The organism is Eleftheria terrae, from assembly GCF_030419005.1.
Taxonomy (GTDB): Bacteria; Pseudomonadota; Gammaproteobacteria; order Burkholderiales; family Burkholderiaceae_C; genus Caldimonas; species Caldimonas terrae.
The window spans coordinates 1,657,677-1,674,678 of sequence record NZ_CP106951.1; the positions used below are offsets into that span (position 1 = coordinate 1,657,677).

The 17,002-nt window shown below is 71.1% G+C and carries 15 protein-coding genes; 9 read left to right on the forward strand and 6 right to left on the reverse strand.

Going from position 1 to position 17,002, the window contains the following annotated elements; translation table 11 throughout:
* Nucleotides 1–8: 8 nt before the first annotated feature.
* The 3 genes from N7L95_RS07330 to N7L95_RS07340 all read right to left on the reverse strand — a co-directional run bounded on the left by N7L95_RS07330 (nucleotide 9) and on the right by N7L95_RS07340 (nucleotide 2,751).
* A complete protein-coding gene (locus N7L95_RS07330) occupies nucleotides 9–908 on the reverse strand; it encodes a MipA/OmpV family protein (protein WP_301259169.1) in 900 nt (299 codons plus the stop codon).
* A complete protein-coding gene (locus N7L95_RS07335; protein WP_301259170.1) occupies nucleotides 908–1,942 on the reverse strand; it encodes a chorismate transformation FkbO/Hyg5 family protein in 1,035 nt (344 codons plus the stop codon). Before N7L95_RS07335 ends, N7L95_RS07330 begins: the two co-directional genes overlap by 1 nt.
* Nucleotides 1,943–2,382: 440 nt before the next feature.
* Nucleotides 2,383–2,751 (reverse strand): DUF2784 domain-containing protein, encoded by a 369-nt coding sequence (locus N7L95_RS07340; RefSeq protein WP_301260088.1) that lies wholly within the window; start codon nucleotides 2,749–2,751, stop codon nucleotides 2,383–2,385.
* Between the two features lie 37 nt (nucleotides 2,752–2,788).
* Between N7L95_RS07340 and N7L95_RS07345 the strand changes: the two genes are divergently transcribed.
* The 3 genes from N7L95_RS07345 (at nucleotide 2,789) to N7L95_RS07355 (ending at nucleotide 5,677) form a co-directional block, all read left to right on the forward strand.
* On the forward strand, nucleotides 2,789–3,460 hold the full coding sequence (locus N7L95_RS07345; RefSeq protein WP_301259171.1) for an HD domain-containing protein: 672 nt from the start codon (nucleotides 2,789–2,791) through the stop codon (nucleotides 3,458–3,460).
* Complete coding sequence (locus N7L95_RS07350; RefSeq protein ID WP_301259172.1) at nucleotides 3,457–3,810, forward strand: YkgJ family cysteine cluster protein; 354 nt, start codon at nucleotides 3,457–3,459, stop codon at nucleotides 3,808–3,810. The genes N7L95_RS07345 and N7L95_RS07350 overlap by 4 nt, the downstream gene beginning before the upstream one ends.
* A gap of 124 nt (nucleotides 3,811–3,934) precedes the next feature.
* On the forward strand, nucleotides 3,935–5,677 hold the full coding sequence (locus tag N7L95_RS07355; protein ID WP_301259173.1) for a vWA domain-containing protein: 1,743 nt from the start codon (nucleotides 3,935–3,937) through the stop codon (nucleotides 5,675–5,677).
* A gap of 9 nt (nucleotides 5,678–5,686) precedes the next feature.
* On the opposite strand, the gene N7L95_RS07360 is transcribed toward N7L95_RS07355, so the two are convergent.
* Nucleotides 5,687–8,803, reverse strand: coding sequence for a diguanylate cyclase domain-containing protein (locus tag N7L95_RS07360; RefSeq protein WP_301259174.1), 3,117 nt, complete (start codon nucleotides 8,801–8,803; stop codon nucleotides 5,687–5,689).
* Between the two features lie 205 nt (nucleotides 8,804–9,008).
* On the opposite strand from N7L95_RS07360, the gene kynB reads away from it, so the two are divergent.
* The 4 genes from kynB to N7L95_RS07380 all read left to right on the forward strand — a co-directional run bounded on the left by kynB (nucleotide 9,009) and on the right by N7L95_RS07380 (nucleotide 13,922).
* Complete coding sequence (gene kynB, locus N7L95_RS07365; RefSeq protein ID WP_301259175.1) at nucleotides 9,009–9,641, forward strand: arylformamidase; 633 nt, start codon at nucleotides 9,009–9,011, stop codon at nucleotides 9,639–9,641.
* Between the two features lie 94 nt (nucleotides 9,642–9,735).
* Nucleotides 9,736–11,007, forward strand: coding sequence for a kynureninase (gene kynU / locus N7L95_RS07370; protein ID WP_301259176.1), 1,272 nt, complete (start codon nucleotides 9,736–9,738; stop codon nucleotides 11,005–11,007).
* 41 nt (nucleotides 11,008–11,048) lie between these two features.
* Nucleotides 11,049–11,909 carry a tryptophan 2,3-dioxygenase gene (gene kynA / locus N7L95_RS07375; RefSeq protein ID WP_301259177.1) on the forward strand — a complete coding sequence of 287 codons (861 nt, stop codon included), beginning with the start codon at nucleotides 11,049–11,051 and terminating at the stop codon, nucleotides 11,907–11,909.
* A gap of 687 nt (nucleotides 11,910–12,596) precedes the next feature.
* Nucleotides 12,597–13,922 carry an argininosuccinate synthase gene (locus tag N7L95_RS07380; RefSeq protein WP_301259178.1) on the forward strand — a complete coding sequence of 442 codons (1,326 nt, stop codon included), beginning with the start codon at nucleotides 12,597–12,599 and terminating at the stop codon, nucleotides 13,920–13,922.
* A gap of 250 nt (nucleotides 13,923–14,172) precedes the next feature.
* Here N7L95_RS07380 and N7L95_RS07385 read toward each other — a convergent pair whose 3' ends face one another.
* Complete coding sequence (locus tag N7L95_RS07385; protein WP_301259179.1) at nucleotides 14,173–14,523, reverse strand: winged helix-turn-helix transcriptional regulator; 351 nt, start codon at nucleotides 14,521–14,523, stop codon at nucleotides 14,173–14,175.
* Between the two features lie 131 nt (nucleotides 14,524–14,654).
* On the opposite strand from N7L95_RS07385, the gene N7L95_RS07390 reads away from it, so the two are divergent.
* Nucleotides 14,655–15,197: a carboxymuconolactone decarboxylase family protein gene (locus N7L95_RS07390; RefSeq protein WP_301259180.1), complete on the forward strand. Its 543-nt coding sequence runs from the start codon at nucleotides 14,655–14,657 to the stop codon at nucleotides 15,195–15,197.
* A gap of 450 nt (nucleotides 15,198–15,647) precedes the next feature.
* A complete protein-coding gene (ppnP, locus tag N7L95_RS07395; protein ID WP_301259181.1) occupies nucleotides 15,648–15,965 on the forward strand; it encodes a pyrimidine/purine nucleoside phosphorylase in 318 nt (105 codons plus the stop codon).
* 92 nt (nucleotides 15,966–16,057) lie between these two features.
* Here ppnP and N7L95_RS07400 read toward each other — a convergent pair whose 3' ends face one another.
* Nucleotides 16,058–16,897 carry a CsgG/HfaB family protein gene (locus N7L95_RS07400; RefSeq protein WP_363324864.1) on the reverse strand — a complete coding sequence of 280 codons (840 nt, stop codon included), beginning with the start codon at nucleotides 16,895–16,897 and terminating at the stop codon, nucleotides 16,058–16,060.
* Between the last annotated feature and the right edge of the window lie 105 nt (nucleotides 16,898–17,002).

Sequence of the window (17,002 nt, forward strand, 5' to 3'; positions counted from 1 at the left end):
ATTCGGCTTCAGTCGTCGACCAGCACGGTCTGCCCGGACGTCGCCAGCACCCAGGACACGCCGACGCCGGCGCTCAGGTGGTGGCGGCGCTGCACCAGCGGGCTGTCCTCGAAGGCAGCGCCGTCCAGGTGGTCATAGCGCAGGAAGGCGCCGACCCAGGTGCGCTCGAAGCGGCGCGACAGCGCGGCCACCGTCTGCCAGCCCGAATAGCCGCCCGGCGCGTCATAGGCCGGCCGGCCCGGGCGCGCGTCGGCGGCGCCGACGCCATAGTGGTGCTGGTGGTAGCGGCGGGTGGCAAACATCGGCCCGCCTTGCAGGCCCAGGTTCCAGCCGCCCCGCAGGCCCATCACGTCGAGGTTGAGGTTGGGCGCGAAGACGCTGCCGATGTGGCGTGGCGAGCGCTCCAGCGTGAAGGCGCTGCGCACCGGCAGCCGCAGGTCGAGCTTGGCGCCGCGCGGGCCGGAGCGCCAGAGCGTGATGTTCAGGTTGGGGCCGATCTCGACGCTGGCCGGCAGCTCGTCCATGCCGGCGCGGGCGCCGCGCGGCTTGTCGCGGGTCGGCGGCGAGCCGTTGAGGCTGATGTCGACCTCCACCCGCTGGCCGTCCAGCAGCACGGCGCGGGCGCCCTCCCGGTCGGCGCGCAGCCACTGGCCGCGGTAGACCACGTAGGGCAGCGGCAGCAGGTAGTTGCTGCGCTCGGCCGAGCCACGATAGTCGGGCAGGCTCAGCCCGCCCACGCCCAGCCCCAGTTCCCACAACGGCCGCGCCTGCTGGCGCTTGTCGGCGCGCGGGCCGGCGGCGGCGGCGCTGTCGGTGGTCGGCGTGTCGATCACCTGGGCCCGGGCCGCCAGGCTGGCCAGCGCCAGGGCGAGCACCACGGCTCCTTGTTGCAGCTTGCGGATGCGCATCACGCCGGGTCCTTTGTATCGACGATGTGTTGGGCCTCGATCTCCACCAGCAGGTCGGCCCGACAGATGTCGGCCCGCAGGTAGACCGCCTCCCGCGCGGCGGGCGACTGGGCGCCGATGCTGCGCTCCAGCGTCTCGCGCACCGCGGGCAGGTCGCGTGCATCGCGCACGTAGACGGTGTAGTCGAGCCGGTCGAGCCGGTGCTGCCCGCCGGCGCGGCTGTGCGACGCCGCCGCCTGCAGGACGGCTTCGATGTTGGCCAGCGTTTCCTCGGTCTGGCGGCGCACATCGCCGTGGTGCAGCGTGGCATGCCCCACGATGCTCGCGGTGCCGGAGATGAACAGCGCCTCGCGTTGCGGCCCCAGCTCGGCCACCGCCGCACGCGAGAAGGTCGGGCTGCGCGGGCCGTACTGGCTCGGGTAGTGGTAGGCACTGACCTGGCGCGGGTTCTCGATCGCGCGGGGCGAGCGCCGGCCAGCCAGGAAGTGCACCGTCAGCGGGCCGCCCTCGGTGCCCAATGCGCAGGCCGCCGGTGCACCGTCGAAGGCGCTGCGCCGGGCCGCCAGGAAGGCTTGCTGGCGGCCGATGTTGAAGTGCCGGTAGCGCTCCAGGCCCCCGTCGGGCCGGTTGATGCCGGCCACGTAGTTCCACAGCCGCAACAGCTGCGGGCAGCCATGGCCTTCCAGCAGCTCGAAGAGCTCGGCATAGGCCTGCAGCGAAGCCGCCTCCAACCCGCCGGCCAGCGCCGTGTCATCGACACAGGCGGTGCCGAACAGCCAGTCGCCGTCGGTGCTGTAGCTGAGGCAGCCGCGCCGCTCGGTGTGCACCTCGCCGCGCACCAGCCATTCCTCGAACACCGGCGTCGTCGGCGCCAGGAGTGCGGGGGATGCGCAATCGAGCGCCTCGGACGGCCCGTGCATGCGCCGCGACAGCAGCTGCCGTCCGGCCTCGAGGGGGCGCGGCGAGTCGGCCCGGTAGCGGCGGAACTCCAGGAAGGAAGCGGCCACGCCGGCCGCGCTGTCGCGGGCCGTCACGAGCCGGCCACCCGCACGTCGGCCGGCGCCGGGCGGCAGGACCCGCGGGGAGGCCCATTCGCTGCCGGGCCGCCTCGGCCCACCGGCCTTGCTGCCGCCCCGAGGCCGCGACGGCGACCCACGGGCCAGGCCCCGGAACGCCCTGCGGCGAGTGCCGCGCGCGGCCCCCGGGAAGCAAGCGAAGTACCTGGCCGGGCCAGGTCGGCCGCGTTGCCGACGGAGCGCACCTGGCACGGCAAGGTCGCTGAAGTCTGGGTGGAGGCTGTCGATTCCATGCGCGGAAGGAAGGGCTGGACACCACAACGCAGCGCCGGATACCACCGGTCTTGCGCTCGGTTGTGTCAAGGGGTGACACCGGCCGGATTCTAGCTTGGCCGCCTGGACGGACCGCGCCCAGCGTTGTCGCTCGTTTGGGGGATAAGCAAGCGCTTCGCGACCGGCTACCACCGGCGACGCAGCGCCCGCCATGCCAGCGCATACGCGACGAGGTTCACCGCCAGCACAAGCCCCCCGAGCACCAGCTGCAGGCGCGGCGTGAGCCCGGCGGGATAGATCAGCGGCAGCAGGTAGTGCTCGATGAAGCCACCGGTGTAGCCGGCCTCGCCGCCGGCCTGGCGCAGGCGGTTCTCCAGCGGTGTCAGCGGGCAGATGCCGGCGCTGAATTCGATCCATGCCCCCCACGCCACGGCGGGCAGGTGAAGCCCGGCCAGCCACGGCCGGCGCCAGACCAGCGCGCCGCCGGCCACGACAAAGATCACGAAAGCAAGGTGCAGCACCAGCAGCACGTCGGCCAGCAGGCGGTAGATCATGGGCCGAGCGTAGCGCGCGGTGGTAGCCTGCGCATCCATGCGACTCCTTCCCGAGCAACACCAGGAACTGCTGGCCGAGTGGCAGGCCTTGTGCGAACGCCTGGGCCTGGCCGGCCGGGCCAGCGTGGGCGTCGGTGAAACGCTGCTGGCGGCCTGGCAGCGCTGGCCGCGGCGCTACCACGATGCCAGCCACCTGCTGGCCTGCATCCGCCACTGGCGCGAGGCCGCGGCGCAGTGCCAGGACGCCGATGCCGTGGCCCTCGCGCTGTGGTTCCATGACGCGGTCTACTGGCCATGGTCCAAGCACAACGAGCGGCGCAGCGCGGACTGGGCGAGGCGCTTCATCCACCACAGCGGCCTGCCCGGGCCGCGTGCGCAAGAACTGGCCGACCGGGTCGAAGCGCTGGTGATGGCCACGCAGCACCACAACGGCGCCTTGCAGGGCGACGCGCGCTGGGTGGTGGACATCGACCTGGCCATCCTCGGCCAGCCCAGCGAGGTGTACGACCAGTTCGAAGCGGGCGTGCGCAGCGAATACCGCTGGGTGCCCGCCGCGGCCTACGCCGGGGGGCGCAGCCGGGTGCTGCGCAGCTTCCTCGACCGTCCGCACATCTACGCCACCGCCACCTTCCAGCAGCGCTACGAGCAGGCCGCCCGCGCCAATATCGAACGCGCCCTGGCCCGCCTGCAGCCCGCCGCCGACCGATGAACCCGCCCTCTCCGCGCGACAACCCCTGCGTCCGCTGCGGCGCCTGCTGCGCCAGCTTTCGTGTCGATTTCGCCCGCGACGAGCTCGATGAGGCCGGCGGCCGCGTGCCGGCCGGCCTGGCGGTGGAGGTGACGGAGCACACCTGCCGCATGCGCGGCACCGACCATGCACGCCCGCGCTGTGCGGCGCTGGTCGGCACGGTGGGCGTCGATGCCCGCTGCGGCATCTACGAATGGCGCCCCTCGCCCTGCCGCGAGTTCGCGCCCTGGGCGTCGATGGGCGTGGGTGACGAGGCCTGCGCACGCGCCCGCGACCGCCACGGCCTGCCACCGCTGCAGCCCCCCGGCTGAAGCGCGGGCGGCTGCCGAAGTTTTTCTGCAGCACGCAACCCCGCTCCCGCCGCGGCCGCGTTTCAGTCCGGCATGGCCCCCTCGCGGGGCCGCCGACGAATCGCAGACAAGGAGAGGACCCGACATGCCATTGCCCCCCACCCCGCCGCGCGCCCCGCTGCACCCCACGCTGTGCGCCACCCTGAGCCTCACGCTGGCCCTGGCCGCCTGCACCTCGCGCCCGCCCGCTGCGCCGGCCGATGCGGCCACCCGCCCGGCGCCCCGGGTTGCCGAAGCCGCTGTGGCCGGCAGCCCGCCGGCCGCGCCGCCGGCACCGGCCCCGCTGGCGCGGTCGGCCGCTCCCGAGCTGGTCCGTGAGCGCGGCATCGCGTCATTCGCGGCGCAGGCCGATGCATCGATCGCGGCACCGCATTCGCCGCCGGGCGCCCGCGACACGGCCTACGAGGGCATCACGACGCGCGGTGCGGCGCCGCACCCCGTCAAGCGGGTGGCGCTCGAGCCGGTGTCCACCTTCTCCATCGATGTGGATACCGGCTCCTACAGCAGTGTGCGCGGGCTGCTCAAGCGCGGCCTCACGGTGCCGCGCGATGCAGTCCGGGTGGAGGAGATGCTCAACTACTTCAGCTACGACTACCCGCGCCCCGAGGCCCGTTCCGGCCAGCCGTTCGCGCTGCATGCCGAGCTGGCCGCCACGCCGTGGAACCCGCGCACCCGCCTGCTCAAGATCGGCATCCAGGCCGCTGATCCGGCCAAGGACAGCCTGCCACCGGCCAACCTGGTCTTCCTGGTCGACGTGTCGGGCTCGATGAGCGTGCCGCAGTCGCTGCCGCTGGTGAAGCAGTCGCTGCTGGCCTTCGTCGATCAGTTGCGCGAGCAGGACCGGGTCTCCATCGTCACCTACTCGGGCAGCACACAGGTGCTGCTCGAATCGGTGCCCGGCGATCGCAAGGAGCGCATCCGCCAGGCCATCACCGAGCTGCGCGCCGGCGGCAGCACGGCCGGGGCCTCCGGCCTGCGGCTGGCCTATGAGCAGGCCCGTCGCGGCTACATCGCCGGCGGCATCAACCGCATCCTGCTGGCCACCGACGGCGACTTCAACGTCGGCGTCACCGGCATCGACCAGCTCAAGGAAATCGTCGCGGCCGAGCGCAAGCAGGGCATCGGCCTGTCCACCCTGGGCGTGGGGCATGCGAGCTACAACGATGCGCTGATGGAGCAGATCGCCGATGTCGGCGATGGCAAGTACTCCTTCCTCGACTCCGAGCAGGAAGGCCGCAAGGTGCTGGTCGACGAGTTCACGTCGACCCTGGCCACCGTTGCCAGCGACGTGAAGCTGCAGGTGGAGTTCAACCCGTCGGTGGTCAAGGAGTACCGCCTGATCGGCTACGACAACCGCCGCCTGGCACGCGAGGACTTCAACAACGACAAGGTGGATGCCGGCGACGTCGGCGCCGGCCACCGGGTGACCGCCCTGTACGAAATCACGCTGCAAGGCGAGCGCGGCTTGCATGACGAGGAACGCTATGCGGCCAACCGCCCGGCCCCCCCGGCCAACGGGGCGGACAGCCAGGAGCTGGGCTACCTCAAGGTGCGCTACAAGCGCCCCGGTGAGACCCAGAGCCGGCTGATGGAGCAGGTGCTGCCGCGCGACGCCAAGCGCCTCGACCAGGTGGGCAGCGACTTTGGCTTTGCGATGGCAGTGGCTGCCTATGGCCAGCTGCTGCAGGGCTCGCCCTACCTGAAGGACTACGGCTGGCCCGACGTGCTGCAGCAGGCCGAGCGCCACCTGGGTACCGACCGCTGGGGCCAGCGCAAGGAGTTCGTCGAGCTGGTGCGGCGCGCCTCCCGGGCCGCACTGGGCGACTGAGCGACCGGCTCAGGCCGCCACGGCCCGGGCCTGTGGCAACACGCCGGCCGCCCCGTCGGCCCATGGCGCGGCATGCCAGCGCCAGGTGTTGCGGCCGGCCCGCTTCGCCTCGTAGAGGGCCAGATCGGCCGCCTTGTACAGCGCATCGGCCTGCTCCCCGTGCTCGGGGCAGCGCGCCAGGCCGATGCTGGCACCAGCGCTGAGCCGGTGCCCCTGGAAGGACATCGGCTCGAGCAGTGCCTGCAGGACGCGCCGGCAGACCGCCTCGGCGGCCTGCGCCGCAGCAGCGGGCAGCAGCACCGCAAACTCGTCGCCACCCAGGCGGGCGACGCAGCCCGGCGCCGGCACGGCCCGCGCGAGGCGGGCCGCCACCTCCACCAGCAGCGCGTCGCCGGCGTCATGGCCCAGCGTGTCGTTGACGAGCTTGAAGCGGTCCAGGTCGATCAACATCAACACGCAGCCTTCGCCTGCCCGGGCCGGCGCGGCGTGGCGCCGCAGCTCATCGGTGAAGCGACGGCGGTTGGCCAGGCCGGTCAGGACATCGGCATACGCCATCTGCTCCAGCAACTGCTGGCTGGCCCTGAGTTCGGCGCTGCGCTGCTCCAGCGCCGCGGTGCGCTCGGCCACCAGCGCCTGCAGCTGCTGCTGGCGGCGCCGGAAGTACACCGTCCGCAACTGCAGGCCGCCCAGCAGCAGCGCCAGCCCGAGCAGCACTGCCATGCCGCGGAAGAGGTGGGTCTGGTGCCAGGCCGGCTGCACCCGCACCGGCAGTTCCAGCGCCGGGGTCCAGTCGCCGCCGCGGCTGGCAGCACGCAGCTGCAGCCGGTAGTCGCCCGGCGGCAGGTTGGTGTAGGCGGCCAGGCGGCGCGACGGCTCGGTGGCCACCCACTCCTTGTCGAAGCCGAGCAACCGGTAGGCATAGCGGATACCGTGCGGCGCGGCATAGTCGAGCGCCGCGAACTCCACCAGCAGGCTGCGCTGCTCGGCCTCCAGCTGCACGGGCGCCAGCCGGCCGGTGTGCTGTGCCGCGCCCACCAGCCGCGGCTGCTGCCCGGCGCGCAGCTCCGTCACCACCACCGGCGGCAGGTAGCTGGGAGGCAGCAAGTGCTCGGGCCGCACCACGGTCAGCCCGCCGATGCCGCCAAACAGCAGCTCGCCGGTGGCCGTCAACGCGCCGGCATTGGTCCAGTAGGAGCCGATGCCCACACCCATGTCGCTGCGCAGGGCGCGCACGGCCAGCGTCCGCTGGTCGATGTGCGCCAGGCCGTCATCGGTGCTGGCCCAGATGTCGCCGCGGGCGTCCAGCAGCAGCCGGTTCACGCCGTTGTCCGGCAGCCCCTCGCGGATGCCGATGCGCCGCACGCGGGGCGTGCCGTCCTCGTGCCGCCCGTCGACCACCCGGATGCCGGCACCGAAGGACCCCACCCACAGGCGTCCCTGCCGATCGGTCAGCACCGTGGTCATGTAGCCCGCCGGCAGGCCGATGCGGTCCGGCCGGTCGGCGGCCGGCCGCTGCAGCGCACCGGTGGCATGGTCGCGGCTCAGCAACCCGGCACGGGTGCCGATCCAGAGCAGGCGGCCAGGGCCCGCGGTCAGCGAGGTGACCCTGGGTTCGCCCAGCCGCGTGGCGTCCTCGCGCGCCACCACCCGCGGGCGGTCCGGCCGGGCCACGTCCAGCCCCCACAAGCCATCCAGCCCGCCAGCCCACAGCCGGCCGGCGTCGAAACACAGGGCCCACACCGCAGCGCCTGGCGGGCGGCCCTCGATGTCCAGCCGCCGCACGCCCAGGCCCTGCGCATCGGCCAGGTAGAGGCCCTGCTGGGTGCCGAGGTAGACCTCGCCCAGCGGGCCACGCACCATTGCCAGCACGCGCCCCTTGGGCAGCGCGCTGCGCGGATGGGCCGAGTCCGGCCGCAACTGGCCGATGCGGCCCTTGAGCGGATCCATGATGTCCACGCCGCCGTCGCCCACACTGAGCCAGACGCGACCGTCCGGCAGCGGCAGCAGGAACGGCACGTTGGCGTGGCTGACGCCGCTGGCGCCGGTGCCGCCGAACCAGGTGGAAACCGCCCGCTGGCGCGGATCGTGGCTGCTCAGCGCCGTGTCGCTGCCGACCCAGATCAGGCCGCTGCGGTCGCGGAACAAGGCCGAGATGTCGTTGTCCGGCAGGCTGCTCGACAGGCCGGCGTGGTGCAGCAGACGCCGCGTCTGCCAGGCATGCGTGTCGACCCGCACGATGCCGCCGCCGTCGGTGCCCAGCCAGACTTCGCCGGGCACGGTCTCCAGCATCGCGAAGACGGTGTCGCCATGCAGGCCGGCGGCGCCGGGGTTGCCGCTCTCGCGCACGGCCCGCACGGTGCCCGGCCCCGGCTCGATGACAAAGGCGCCATGCGGTCGGGTGCCGGCCCACACCCGGCCGGCGCTGTCCTGCATGAGCCGCGTCACCGCTGGCGCCGGGCCTTCTTCGGTGGGCAGCGGCACCAGGCTGTAGCGCTCGCTGCGGGGCAGCCGCCGCCACAGCCCGTGCCGGGTTCCGGCCCACAGCGCCCCGGCGCGGTCGCGCAGCAGCGCCTGCACCGGGCCGGCCCCAGGGCCGGCCGCACCGGCATGCGGCGTGATGTGGCCGCGGCCCGGGTCGAGGTGCGCCAGGCCCGCACCGGTGCCCAGCCAGAGCCCGCCGGCCCCGTCGCCCTCGATGGCATAGACGGCCGCACCGGCAACGTTGCCGGCTGCGGCCGGATAGACCACGAAGCGGTCCTGCGCCGCGTCGTAGCGAGCCAGGCCGCCGGCGCTGGTGCCCACCCAGAGCGTGCCCTGCGGGTCGACGTGCAGCGCATGGATGAAGCTGTCCGGCAGCGCACCCGGGCGGCCCGCATCGCCGGTGTAGGTGCGGAAGCGATAGCCGTCCCAGCGCGACAGGCCCGCCTGCCCGCCAATCCAGAGGAAGCCGTCGCGGTCCTGCACGATGGCATTGGCCAGCGCGGCGGCTGGCGACTGCACCCGCTGGAAGACCGCATCGGCGCCCCGCTCCCAGCGCAGCGGCGGCGTGTCGGCGAAGGCAGGCGCCCACAGCCAGGCGCCGAGCGCCACGGCAACGGACAGCAGGCAATGCAGGAGCAGCGGCATCGAGGGAGCGGGCGAAGGGAAGCGACGAAACGGTGGCGGGCAGGCCGTGACCGGCCTCCGTGCCTTATCGGCTCACCAGTGCCAGCCTTGAGGCCCGGCGCTGGCACTCCCGCACGCCAGGCCGTCTCATGAGCGTTGGAATTAACCGACACCACGGCCATTTTCCCGGTGCTAGAAACTGGGTTTTGAGCTTGGACCGCACGCCATGAAACGCCTCTGGGACATCTCGCCGCCCTTGTACGACGGCAGCCCCGTCTTTCCGGGCGACACGCCTTACCAGCAGCGCTGGTGCGCCACGCTGGGCCCCGGCTGCCCGGTCAACGTGAGCCAGATGACGCTGTCGCCGCATGCCGGCGCCCATGCCGACGCGCCGCTGCACTATGCCAACGGCGCCACCCCCGCGGGCCTGTTGGCACTCGACCCCTACCTGGGGCCCTGCCGCGTGGTGCACTGCATCGGCATCGGCCCGCTCATCCGCATCGAGCACCTGCAGGCCGCCGCGGCGCAGGGCGACCTGCCGCCGCGCCTGCTGGTGCGCACGTTCGAGCACGCCCCGGTGCACCGCTGGGTGGACGACTTCACTGCCTATTCGCCCGAGACGCTGCAGTGGCTGGCCGACCGCGGCGTGCGGCTGGTGGGCATCGACACCGCCTCGGTCGATCCGGCCGACAGCAAGAGCCTTGACGCCCACCAGGTGCTGCTGCAGCGGGAGCTGCGGGTGCTGGAGAACCTGGTGCTCGACGAGGTGCCGCCCGGCGACTATGAACTGATCGCCCTGCCGCTCAAGCTGGTGCAGGCCGATGCAAGTCCGGTGCGCGCCGTGCTGCGTGAACTGTGAGACGGTCGCGGCGCTGGCTGCCCCTCGCCTCTTTCCTTTGACCCCCACGACAACGGGGACCGTGCCCGCCACTGTCCCCCCTGAGGAGACCCCCATGACAACCCGTGAAGACTGCCTGGCGCAAGACCAGGCCGACCCGCTTGCGTCCCTGCGCGAGCTGTTTGACCTGCCCGAGGGCTGCCTGTACCTCGACGGCAATTCGCTCGGCGTGCTGCCGCGGGCGACCGCCCGGCGGGTGCAGCAGGTGGTGACCGAGGAGTGGGGCCGCGACCTGATCAAGAGCTGGAACACGGCCGGCTGGATCGACCTGCCCCAGCGCATCGGCAACAAGATCGGCCGCCTCATCGGCGCTGGCGACAACGAGGTGGTGGTGGCCGACTCCACCTCCGTCAACCTCTACAAGGTGCTGATGGCGGCCGCCCGGCTGCAGCGCGAGCGTTCGCCCCAGCGGCGCGTGCTCGTGTCCGAGCGCAGCAACTTCCCGACCGACCTGTACATCGCCCAGAGCGTCTGCGAGGCCATGGGCTGGGAGCTGCAGCTGCTGGAGGCGCACGAGATCGAAGGCGGCCTCGCGCCGGAGGTGGCGGTGCTGATGCTCACGCACGTGAACTACCGCACCGGCCGCATGCACGACATGGCGCACCTGACGTCCCGCGCCCACGAGGCCGGCGCGCTGACGGTGTGGGACCTGGCCCATTCGGCCGGCGCCGTGCCGGTGGACTTGCTCGGCGCGGATGCCGACTTCGCGGTGGGCTGCGGCTACAAGTACCTGAACGGTGGCCCGGGGGCGCCTGCCTTCGTGTGGGCGCATCCGCGCCATGCGGGGCGCTTCTCGCAGCCCTTGTCCGGCTGGCTCGGCCATGTCGCGCCGTTCGAGTTCACGCCGCACTACACGCCGGCGGCCGGCATTGCCCGCTACCTCTGCGGGACCCCGCCGGTGATCTCGCTGGCCGCACTGGAGTGTGGCGTGGACACCGTGCTGGCGGCCGAGCCGGTCGGCGGCATGGCGGCGCTGCGGGCCAAGTCGGTCGCACTGACCACGCTGTTCGCCGAGCTGGTGGATACGCGCTGCGCCGGGCTGGGCCTGTCCATCGTCTCGCCCCGCGATGCCGCGCTGCGCGGCAGCCAGGTGTGCCTGACCTGCACCGAAGGAAGCTACGCCATCGTGCAGGCGCTGATCGCCCGCCAGGTGATCGGCGACTTCCGCGCCGGTGATGCCCGCACGCCAGACATCCTGCGCTTTGGCTTCACGCCCTTGTATTGCCGCTTCGTCGATGTGTGGGATGCCGTAGAGCAGCTGCGCGAGGTATTGCAAAGCGGCGAATGGCGACGCCCCGAGTTCAATCGCCGGCATGCAGTGACCTGAGCACGAGCCAGAGACAGACCAAGCGATTGAAGGAAGCGCAAATGAGCACCCCCACCCCTGGCATTGGCCGCCCCGAGCAGATCGTGCACGAGGAGAAGGCCCAACTCGATTTCTCGCGGGACATGAGTTATGGCGACTACCTGCACCTGGACCAGGTGCTGAGTGCGCAGCACCCGCTGTCGCCGGACCACAACGAGCTGTTGTTCATCGTGCAGCACCAGACCAGCGAGCTGTGGATGAAGCTGATGCTGCACGAGTTGCGTGCGGCGATCGCCTGCGTCTCGCGCGACGAGCTGGCGCCGGCGTTCAAGATGCTGGCGCGGGTCAGCAAGATCATGGAGCAGCTGGTGCATGCCTGGGACGTGCTGGCGACGATGACACCGCCCGAGTATTCGGCGATCCGCCCCTACCTGTCGAACTCGAGCGGCTTCCAGAGCTGGCAGTACCGCTGCATCGAATTCGCGCTGGGCAACAAGAACCCGGCGATGCTGAAGCCGCACGCGCATCGCCAGGAGCGCCATGTCGAGGTGGAGCAGGCCCTGCAAGCGCCGTCGCTGTACGACGAGTCGCTACGCCTGCTGGCGCGGCGCGGCCTGGCGGTGCCTGCCAGCCACACCGAGCGCGACTGGACGCTGCCCTATGCCGAGAGCCATGACGTCGAGCAAGCCTGGCTGCAGGTGTACCGCGACCCGAACCGGTATTGGGACCTGTACCAGCTGGGCGAGGAGCTGACGGACCTGGAAGACACCTTCCGGCTCTGGCGCTTCCGCCATGTGACGACGGTGGAACGTGTCATCGGCTTCAAGCGCGGCACCGGCGGCACCTCGGGCGTGAGCTACCTGCGCAAGATGCTGGAGGTGGTGCTGTTCCCCGAGATCTGGAAGCTGCGCACGGACTTGTGAGGCCTGCAAGCCAGCCGCGGCTGCACTGATGCGGACCGCGGCGAACGCCAAGAGCCGATCCCCCGCCCACCTTTTGCCGCAGGGAAAGCAGGCCCCACCCGATGCGAAGCCAGGCGTGGGGCGTGGGTATAGGGGACCCCGTGCGGAGCGAGCGGAAGGGTGCCCCGCCCGCAGCGCGGGGACGGCGACCCTGGCCGAGCACCGTTTCAAGGGCGCGCAGCGCCCTCGAAACAGGGCGAGTTGCGCAGCCGCCTTCCGCTTGCGAGCACCGCAGAGGGTGCCTTCGCGCAGCGAAGGGACCCCCCGCCCGGGTTCGCCATTCTTTGCCTTCTTTCTTCGGCAAGACAAAAAATGAAGGTGCGCCGCGGGGCGCACATCCCGGCACCGCACCCACAGGGCGCGCGCCTGCGCCAGCAGGCATCATCGCCTGCCTCAACCGGCATCCCACCCGCGCCGGCCTGCCGGCCTCCCAGCGAGGCATCGAGGCGGCACCTTCCGCTTGCGCCACTCGCCACCCATGCCCCCGCCGGCCGGCATTCCCCTCTACGCCAGCCAGCCTCCCCACCTGCACCACCCAGCCCCACCCGCAGGGCCAGCCCCCCCGCCCTCCACCACCAAAGCACCTAACAAGTGACCTAAGCCCCCGTAGAATCCCCCTTTTCCCGCCCTCCATCAACGAGACCCCTCATGTCCCAGCAGATCAAGAAAGTCGTCCTCGCCTACTCCGGCGGCCTCGACACCTCGGTCATCCTGAAGTGGCTTCAGGACCAATACCAGTGCGAAGTCGTGACCTTCACCGCCGACATCGGCCAGGGCGAGGAAGTCGAGCCCGCGCGCGCCAAGGCGCTGAAGATGGGCATCAAGCCCGAGAACATCTTCATCGACGACCTGCGCGAGGAATTCGTGCGCGACTTCGTCTTCCCGATGTTCCGCGCCAACGCGCTGTACGAAGGCGAATACCTGCTGGGCACCTCCATCGCCCGTCCCCTGATCGCCAAGCGCCTGATCGACATTGCCAAGAAGACCCGCGCCGACGCCATCAGCCACGGCGCCACCGGCAAGGGCAACGACCAGGTCCGCTTCGAGCTCGGCGCCTATGCGCTGATGCCCAACGTCAAGGTCATCGCCCCGTGGCGCGAATGGGACCTGCTGTCGCGCGAGAAGCTGCTGGCCTATGCCGACCAGCACAAGATCCCGGTCGACTTCAAGAAGCGCAAGGGCGGCGGCGCGCCCTACTCGATGGACGCGAACCTGCTGCATATCAGCTACGAAGGCGGCGTGCTGGAAGACCCGAACTTCGAACCCGAGGCCAACATGTGGCGCCTGACGGTCTCGCCCGAGAAGGCGCCCGGCAAGCCGCAGGTGGTCGAGCTGACCTACGAGCGCGGCGACATCGTCGCCATCGACGGCCAGCGCATGTCCCCGGCCACCGTGCTGGAGACCCTCAACACCATCGGCGGCCGCCACGGCATCGGCCGGCTCGACAAGGTCGAGAACCGCTATGTCGGCATGAAGAGCCGCGGCTGCTATGAAACCCCCGGCGGCACCATCATGCTGGCCGGCCACCGTGCCATCGAGTCCATCACCCTCGACCGCGAAGTGCTGGCGCTGAAGGAAGACCTGATGCCCCGCTATGCGCGCATGGTCTACAACGGCTACTGGTTCGCGCCCGAGCGCGTGCTGCTGCAAGGCCTGATCGATGCCTCGCAAGCCACCGTCAACGGCACCGTGCGGCTGAAGCTGTACAAGGGCACCATCATGTGCGTGGGCCGCGAATCGCTGACCGACTCGCTGTTCGACACCACCATCGCCACCTTCGACGATGACGGCGGTGCCTACAACCAGGCCGACGCCGCCGGCTTCATCAAGCTGAATGCCCTGCGCATGCGCATTGCCGCCAATGCACGCGCCAAGCGCAGCGGCGGCGCAGCAGCGGGCGGCAAGCCGGCCGCTCGCAAGAAGGCCACAGCGGTGGCCGCGCCGGCCAAGAAGGCCGCCAAGGCCAAGAAGTGACCGGCACGATGCACTGATCGCTGCCCGGCAGCGCCGCGGGATGGCAGGCAAGGTCCATCCCGCGGCCATCACGGCTCAGCAGCCGCCAGCAAGAGGCCCGACACGGGCCTCTTGTCGTTTCAAGCCCGCCCCGCCGTCAGCATCCTGCGGCCCGCGCACCCACCGGTGCAGTCCCCTTTGGCCTGCCGGCCGGCCTGAGCTGGGCACCTCAGCTCGACCGCCTCGCCCGCCGGGCGCAAGGCGCCCGCCCTCACTCGCCCTCCGCAGCCGCGGGCCTGCTCCTCGACCGTTGGCGCTGCCAGCGCAAGGCCCATTGCGTCAACGGCGCAAACGCCTCGAGCAGCGCCAGGCCCAGCGGAGCCAGGCGATAGCCGCCGCCGTCGGCCTCGCCCCCCCGGTCCAGCAGCCCGGCGTCGCGCAGTTCACCGAGCCGCTGGTTCAACACGCTCGGCGACAGTCCGCCGCACTGCTCCTGCAGCTGCCGAAACGTCAGCGGCCCGGCCCGCAGCTCCCACACCACCCGCAGCAGCCAGCGCTGCTGGAACAAGGCCAGCGCCTCGTTGATCGCCTGCTTCGCCGCCTCGACCCGCGCCTGTGTCATCCCGATCTCCCGTGCACGCCCGTTGGAACCGCCACTTCATTGCCAGTCGGTTGCTACTGAAAAAGTAGCGAAACACCGCCACCCATGATAGCGTGTCGCTACGAAAACCGTAGCAACCACAGGAGTGGACCATGTCCCGGATTCCGCCCGCGCAAGCGCCTTATGCCCCCGCCGTCCAGGCCGCCTTCGACAGCATCATGCCGGCGGGCGTCGCGCCACTTGCGCTGTTTCGCACGCTGGCGGTGGCGCCGCGTGTGTTCGAGCGCTTCCGGGCCGGCGCGCTGCTGGACCGGGGCCCGCTGTCGCTGCGCCAGCGCGAGATCGCCATTGCCCGCACCTGCGCCCTCAACGGCTGTGAATACGAGTGGGGGGTGCACGTGACCTTCTTCGCCGAGAAGGCCCGGCTCTCGCCCGAACAGCTGCGCGCCACCGTGGACGGCTCGCCAGCCGGCTGGTCGCACGAGGAGCAGGCCATCCTCGCCCTGTGCGAAGAACTGCACCGGGGCACGCAGCTGTCCGACGACTTGTGGGCCACACTGCAGCAGCACTTCAGCACCGAGCAGATCCTGGAGCTGATGGCCCTGGCCGGCTTCTACCGCACGGTGGCCCTCTTCGCCAACGGGCTGCGCCTGCCACTGGAGCCCTATGCGGCCCGCTTTCCGGCCACCGCCTGAAGTGGCCGGCGTGGGCACGCCACAAAGACGAAAGCCGGCGTGGAGGCCACGCCGGCTTCGAGATCGGGGCACCAGTCACCCTGCGAACCAGGACGGAACAAGGCCCCCGGAAGTCGGTCACCTCCCTGACAGGCACCTGCAAGACAGGCCCTGCCCCTACTGACCGCTTCCGAGGAGAAGGTGCCGGCCCGCGGGGCCGGCAGGTCGCTCGACCGGAGATCACGGCAGCCATCGGGCCCCGATCGACAGGGCTCGATGCTTCATCTCCGGGGCGACGAGGCCCCGTATCCGGTGTGTCCTCGCCGCGATGACAGCGTGACGCAAGTGTCGCCCCGCCTGCCCCCGAGCACCATCCCCCACGGGAGGGTCCTCCGCCCCTCAAGCCGGGGATGGCCCTTTGCAGCAGGTACCATGGCCGCTTCGCCTTTCCGATCCACCGACTGAAGAACCATGAGCAAGCAGATCGCCAACGTCTCCGTCAACGCACAAGCCAATGTCTATTTCGACGGCAAATGTGTCTCGCATACGGTCACCCTGCCGGACGGCACCCGCAAGAGCGTGGGCGTGATCCTGCCCGCCACGCTGACCTTCAACACCGGTGCGCCGGAAGTGATGGAATCGGTGGCCGGTGCCTGCCAGGTGAAGCTGGCAGGCCAGACCGAATGGCAGCGCTACGAGGCGGGGCAGTCCTTCGAAGTGCCGGGCCAGTCGAGCTTCGAGATCAAGGTCGAGGGCGAGCCCTACCACTACGTCTGCCACTTCGGCTGAGCCACAGCCGCGGGCGGTGCACCGCCCGCAGGCCGGAATGAAAAAGGGCCGCAGATGCGGCCCTTGTGCTGCTGTCCGGCCCAGCGCCGCGATCAGCGTTGCGGCGTCGAGCCGCCCTGCACGCCCAGCCGGCCGCCGGTCCCCAGGCCGCCGCGCACTTCCTGCGCCTTGTAGTTGCGAACCGCGCGCACCATCTGGTTGTAGGAGTCGGCAAACGCCGCCACCACCACCTTGCCCTGCGGCGTGTTGCCATAGGCACCGACGCCCACCGCGGCGCCCTTGTAGGCGCCGGCCAGCACACCGAAGTCGATGTTGCTGGAGCTGCCTTCGGCCGCCGCCAGCTGCACGCCCGAGCGGTTGTCGATGAGCGTCAGCATCGTCGACGCGTCGTTGAACTTCATCGAGCCGCCCACCGCACTGATGACGCTGCCGACACGGCCGCCGACCAGGCCGCGCAGGCCGCCGGTGTCCTTCTCGCTGAAGGTCACGCTGGGGCTCATCGTGTAGTCGGCAGCCACCATCTGGCCCTTGCCGAAGTTGCTGTTCTTGCGCAGCTCGCCGCTTTCTTCCAGGCCGCGTTCCTGGCGCATGTTGCGCATCGCCACACCACGCTCGACCACGACGAAGCAGTTGGACTGCTGCACCAGCATGCGCAGCACCGGGATGGTGGACTGCAGCTTGTGGCTGCGCAGGTCGGCGTACCACGACGAGCCCTGGTCCTCGACCAGCGCCACCGTACCGAGCGACTCGGTGCAGCGCTCCATGTCCGGATTGGCGTTCTCCGCCGTCGAGCCGGCGGCTGCGCCGGTGGCCGCCGTCTTGGCGCGGGTGTCCCCCATCGTCGGTGCAGTGGCCATGCAGCCCCCCAGCACCAAGGCCACGCCCACCACCATGGCGGCGCGCACGCCCACCGCCACGCCAGACCCGTTCATTCCAGACACCGCTTGCATACCCGCTCCCCGTCGATTCCCGCCCGAGCCGCGCGGCGCACGGCCGCGACCCGCACCGGGCCCCAAAGGCTCGGCATGGTAACGAGA

Excerpts from the sequence above, each read along its gene's own strand:
- kynA (WP_301259177.1), top strand. The coding sequence starts at position 11,049 with ATGAGCACCCCCACCCCTGGCATTGGCCGCCCCGAGCAGATCGTGCAC.
- N7L95_RS07355 (WP_301259173.1), top strand. The coding sequence starts at position 3,935 with ATGCCATTGCCCCCCACCCCGCCGCGCGCCCCGCTGCACCCCACGCTG.
- N7L95_RS07345 (WP_301259171.1), top strand. The coding sequence starts at position 2,789 with ATGCGACTCCTTCCCGAGCAACACCAGGAACTGCTGGCCGAGTGGCAG.
- ppnP (WP_301259181.1), top strand. The coding sequence starts at position 15,648 with ATGAGCAAGCAGATCGCCAACGTCTCCGTCAACGCACAAGCCAATGTC.
- kynB (WP_301259175.1), top strand. The coding sequence starts at position 9,009 with ATGAAACGCCTCTGGGACATCTCGCCGCCCTTGTACGACGGCAGCCCC.
- N7L95_RS07340 (WP_301260088.1), bottom strand. The coding sequence starts at position 2,751 with ATGATCTACCGCCTGCTGGCCGACGTGCTGCTGGTGCTGCACCTTGCT.
- N7L95_RS07400 (WP_363324864.1), bottom strand. The coding sequence starts at position 16,897 with ATGAACGGGTCTGGCGTGGCGGTGGGCGTGCGCGCCGCCATGGTGGTG.
- N7L95_RS07385 (WP_301259179.1), bottom strand. The coding sequence starts at position 14,523 with ATGACACAGGCGCGGGTCGAGGCGGCGAAGCAGGCGATCAACGAGGCG.
- N7L95_RS07330 (WP_301259169.1), bottom strand. The coding sequence starts at position 908 with ATGCGCATCCGCAAGCTGCAACAAGGAGCCGTGGTGCTCGCCCTGGCG.
- N7L95_RS07380 (WP_301259178.1), top strand. The coding sequence starts at position 12,597 with ATGTCCCAGCAGATCAAGAAAGTCGTCCTCGCCTACTCCGGCGGCCTC.
- kynU (WP_301259176.1), top strand. The coding sequence starts at position 9,736 with ATGACAACCCGTGAAGACTGCCTGGCGCAAGACCAGGCCGACCCGCTT.
- N7L95_RS07360 (WP_301259174.1), bottom strand. The coding sequence starts at position 8,803 with ATGCCGCTGCTCCTGCATTGCCTGCTGTCCGTTGCCGTGGCGCTCGGC.
- N7L95_RS07390 (WP_301259180.1), top strand. The coding sequence starts at position 14,655 with ATGTCCCGGATTCCGCCCGCGCAAGCGCCTTATGCCCCCGCCGTCCAG.
- N7L95_RS07350 (WP_301259172.1), top strand. The coding sequence starts at position 3,457 with ATGAACCCGCCCTCTCCGCGCGACAACCCCTGCGTCCGCTGCGGCGCC.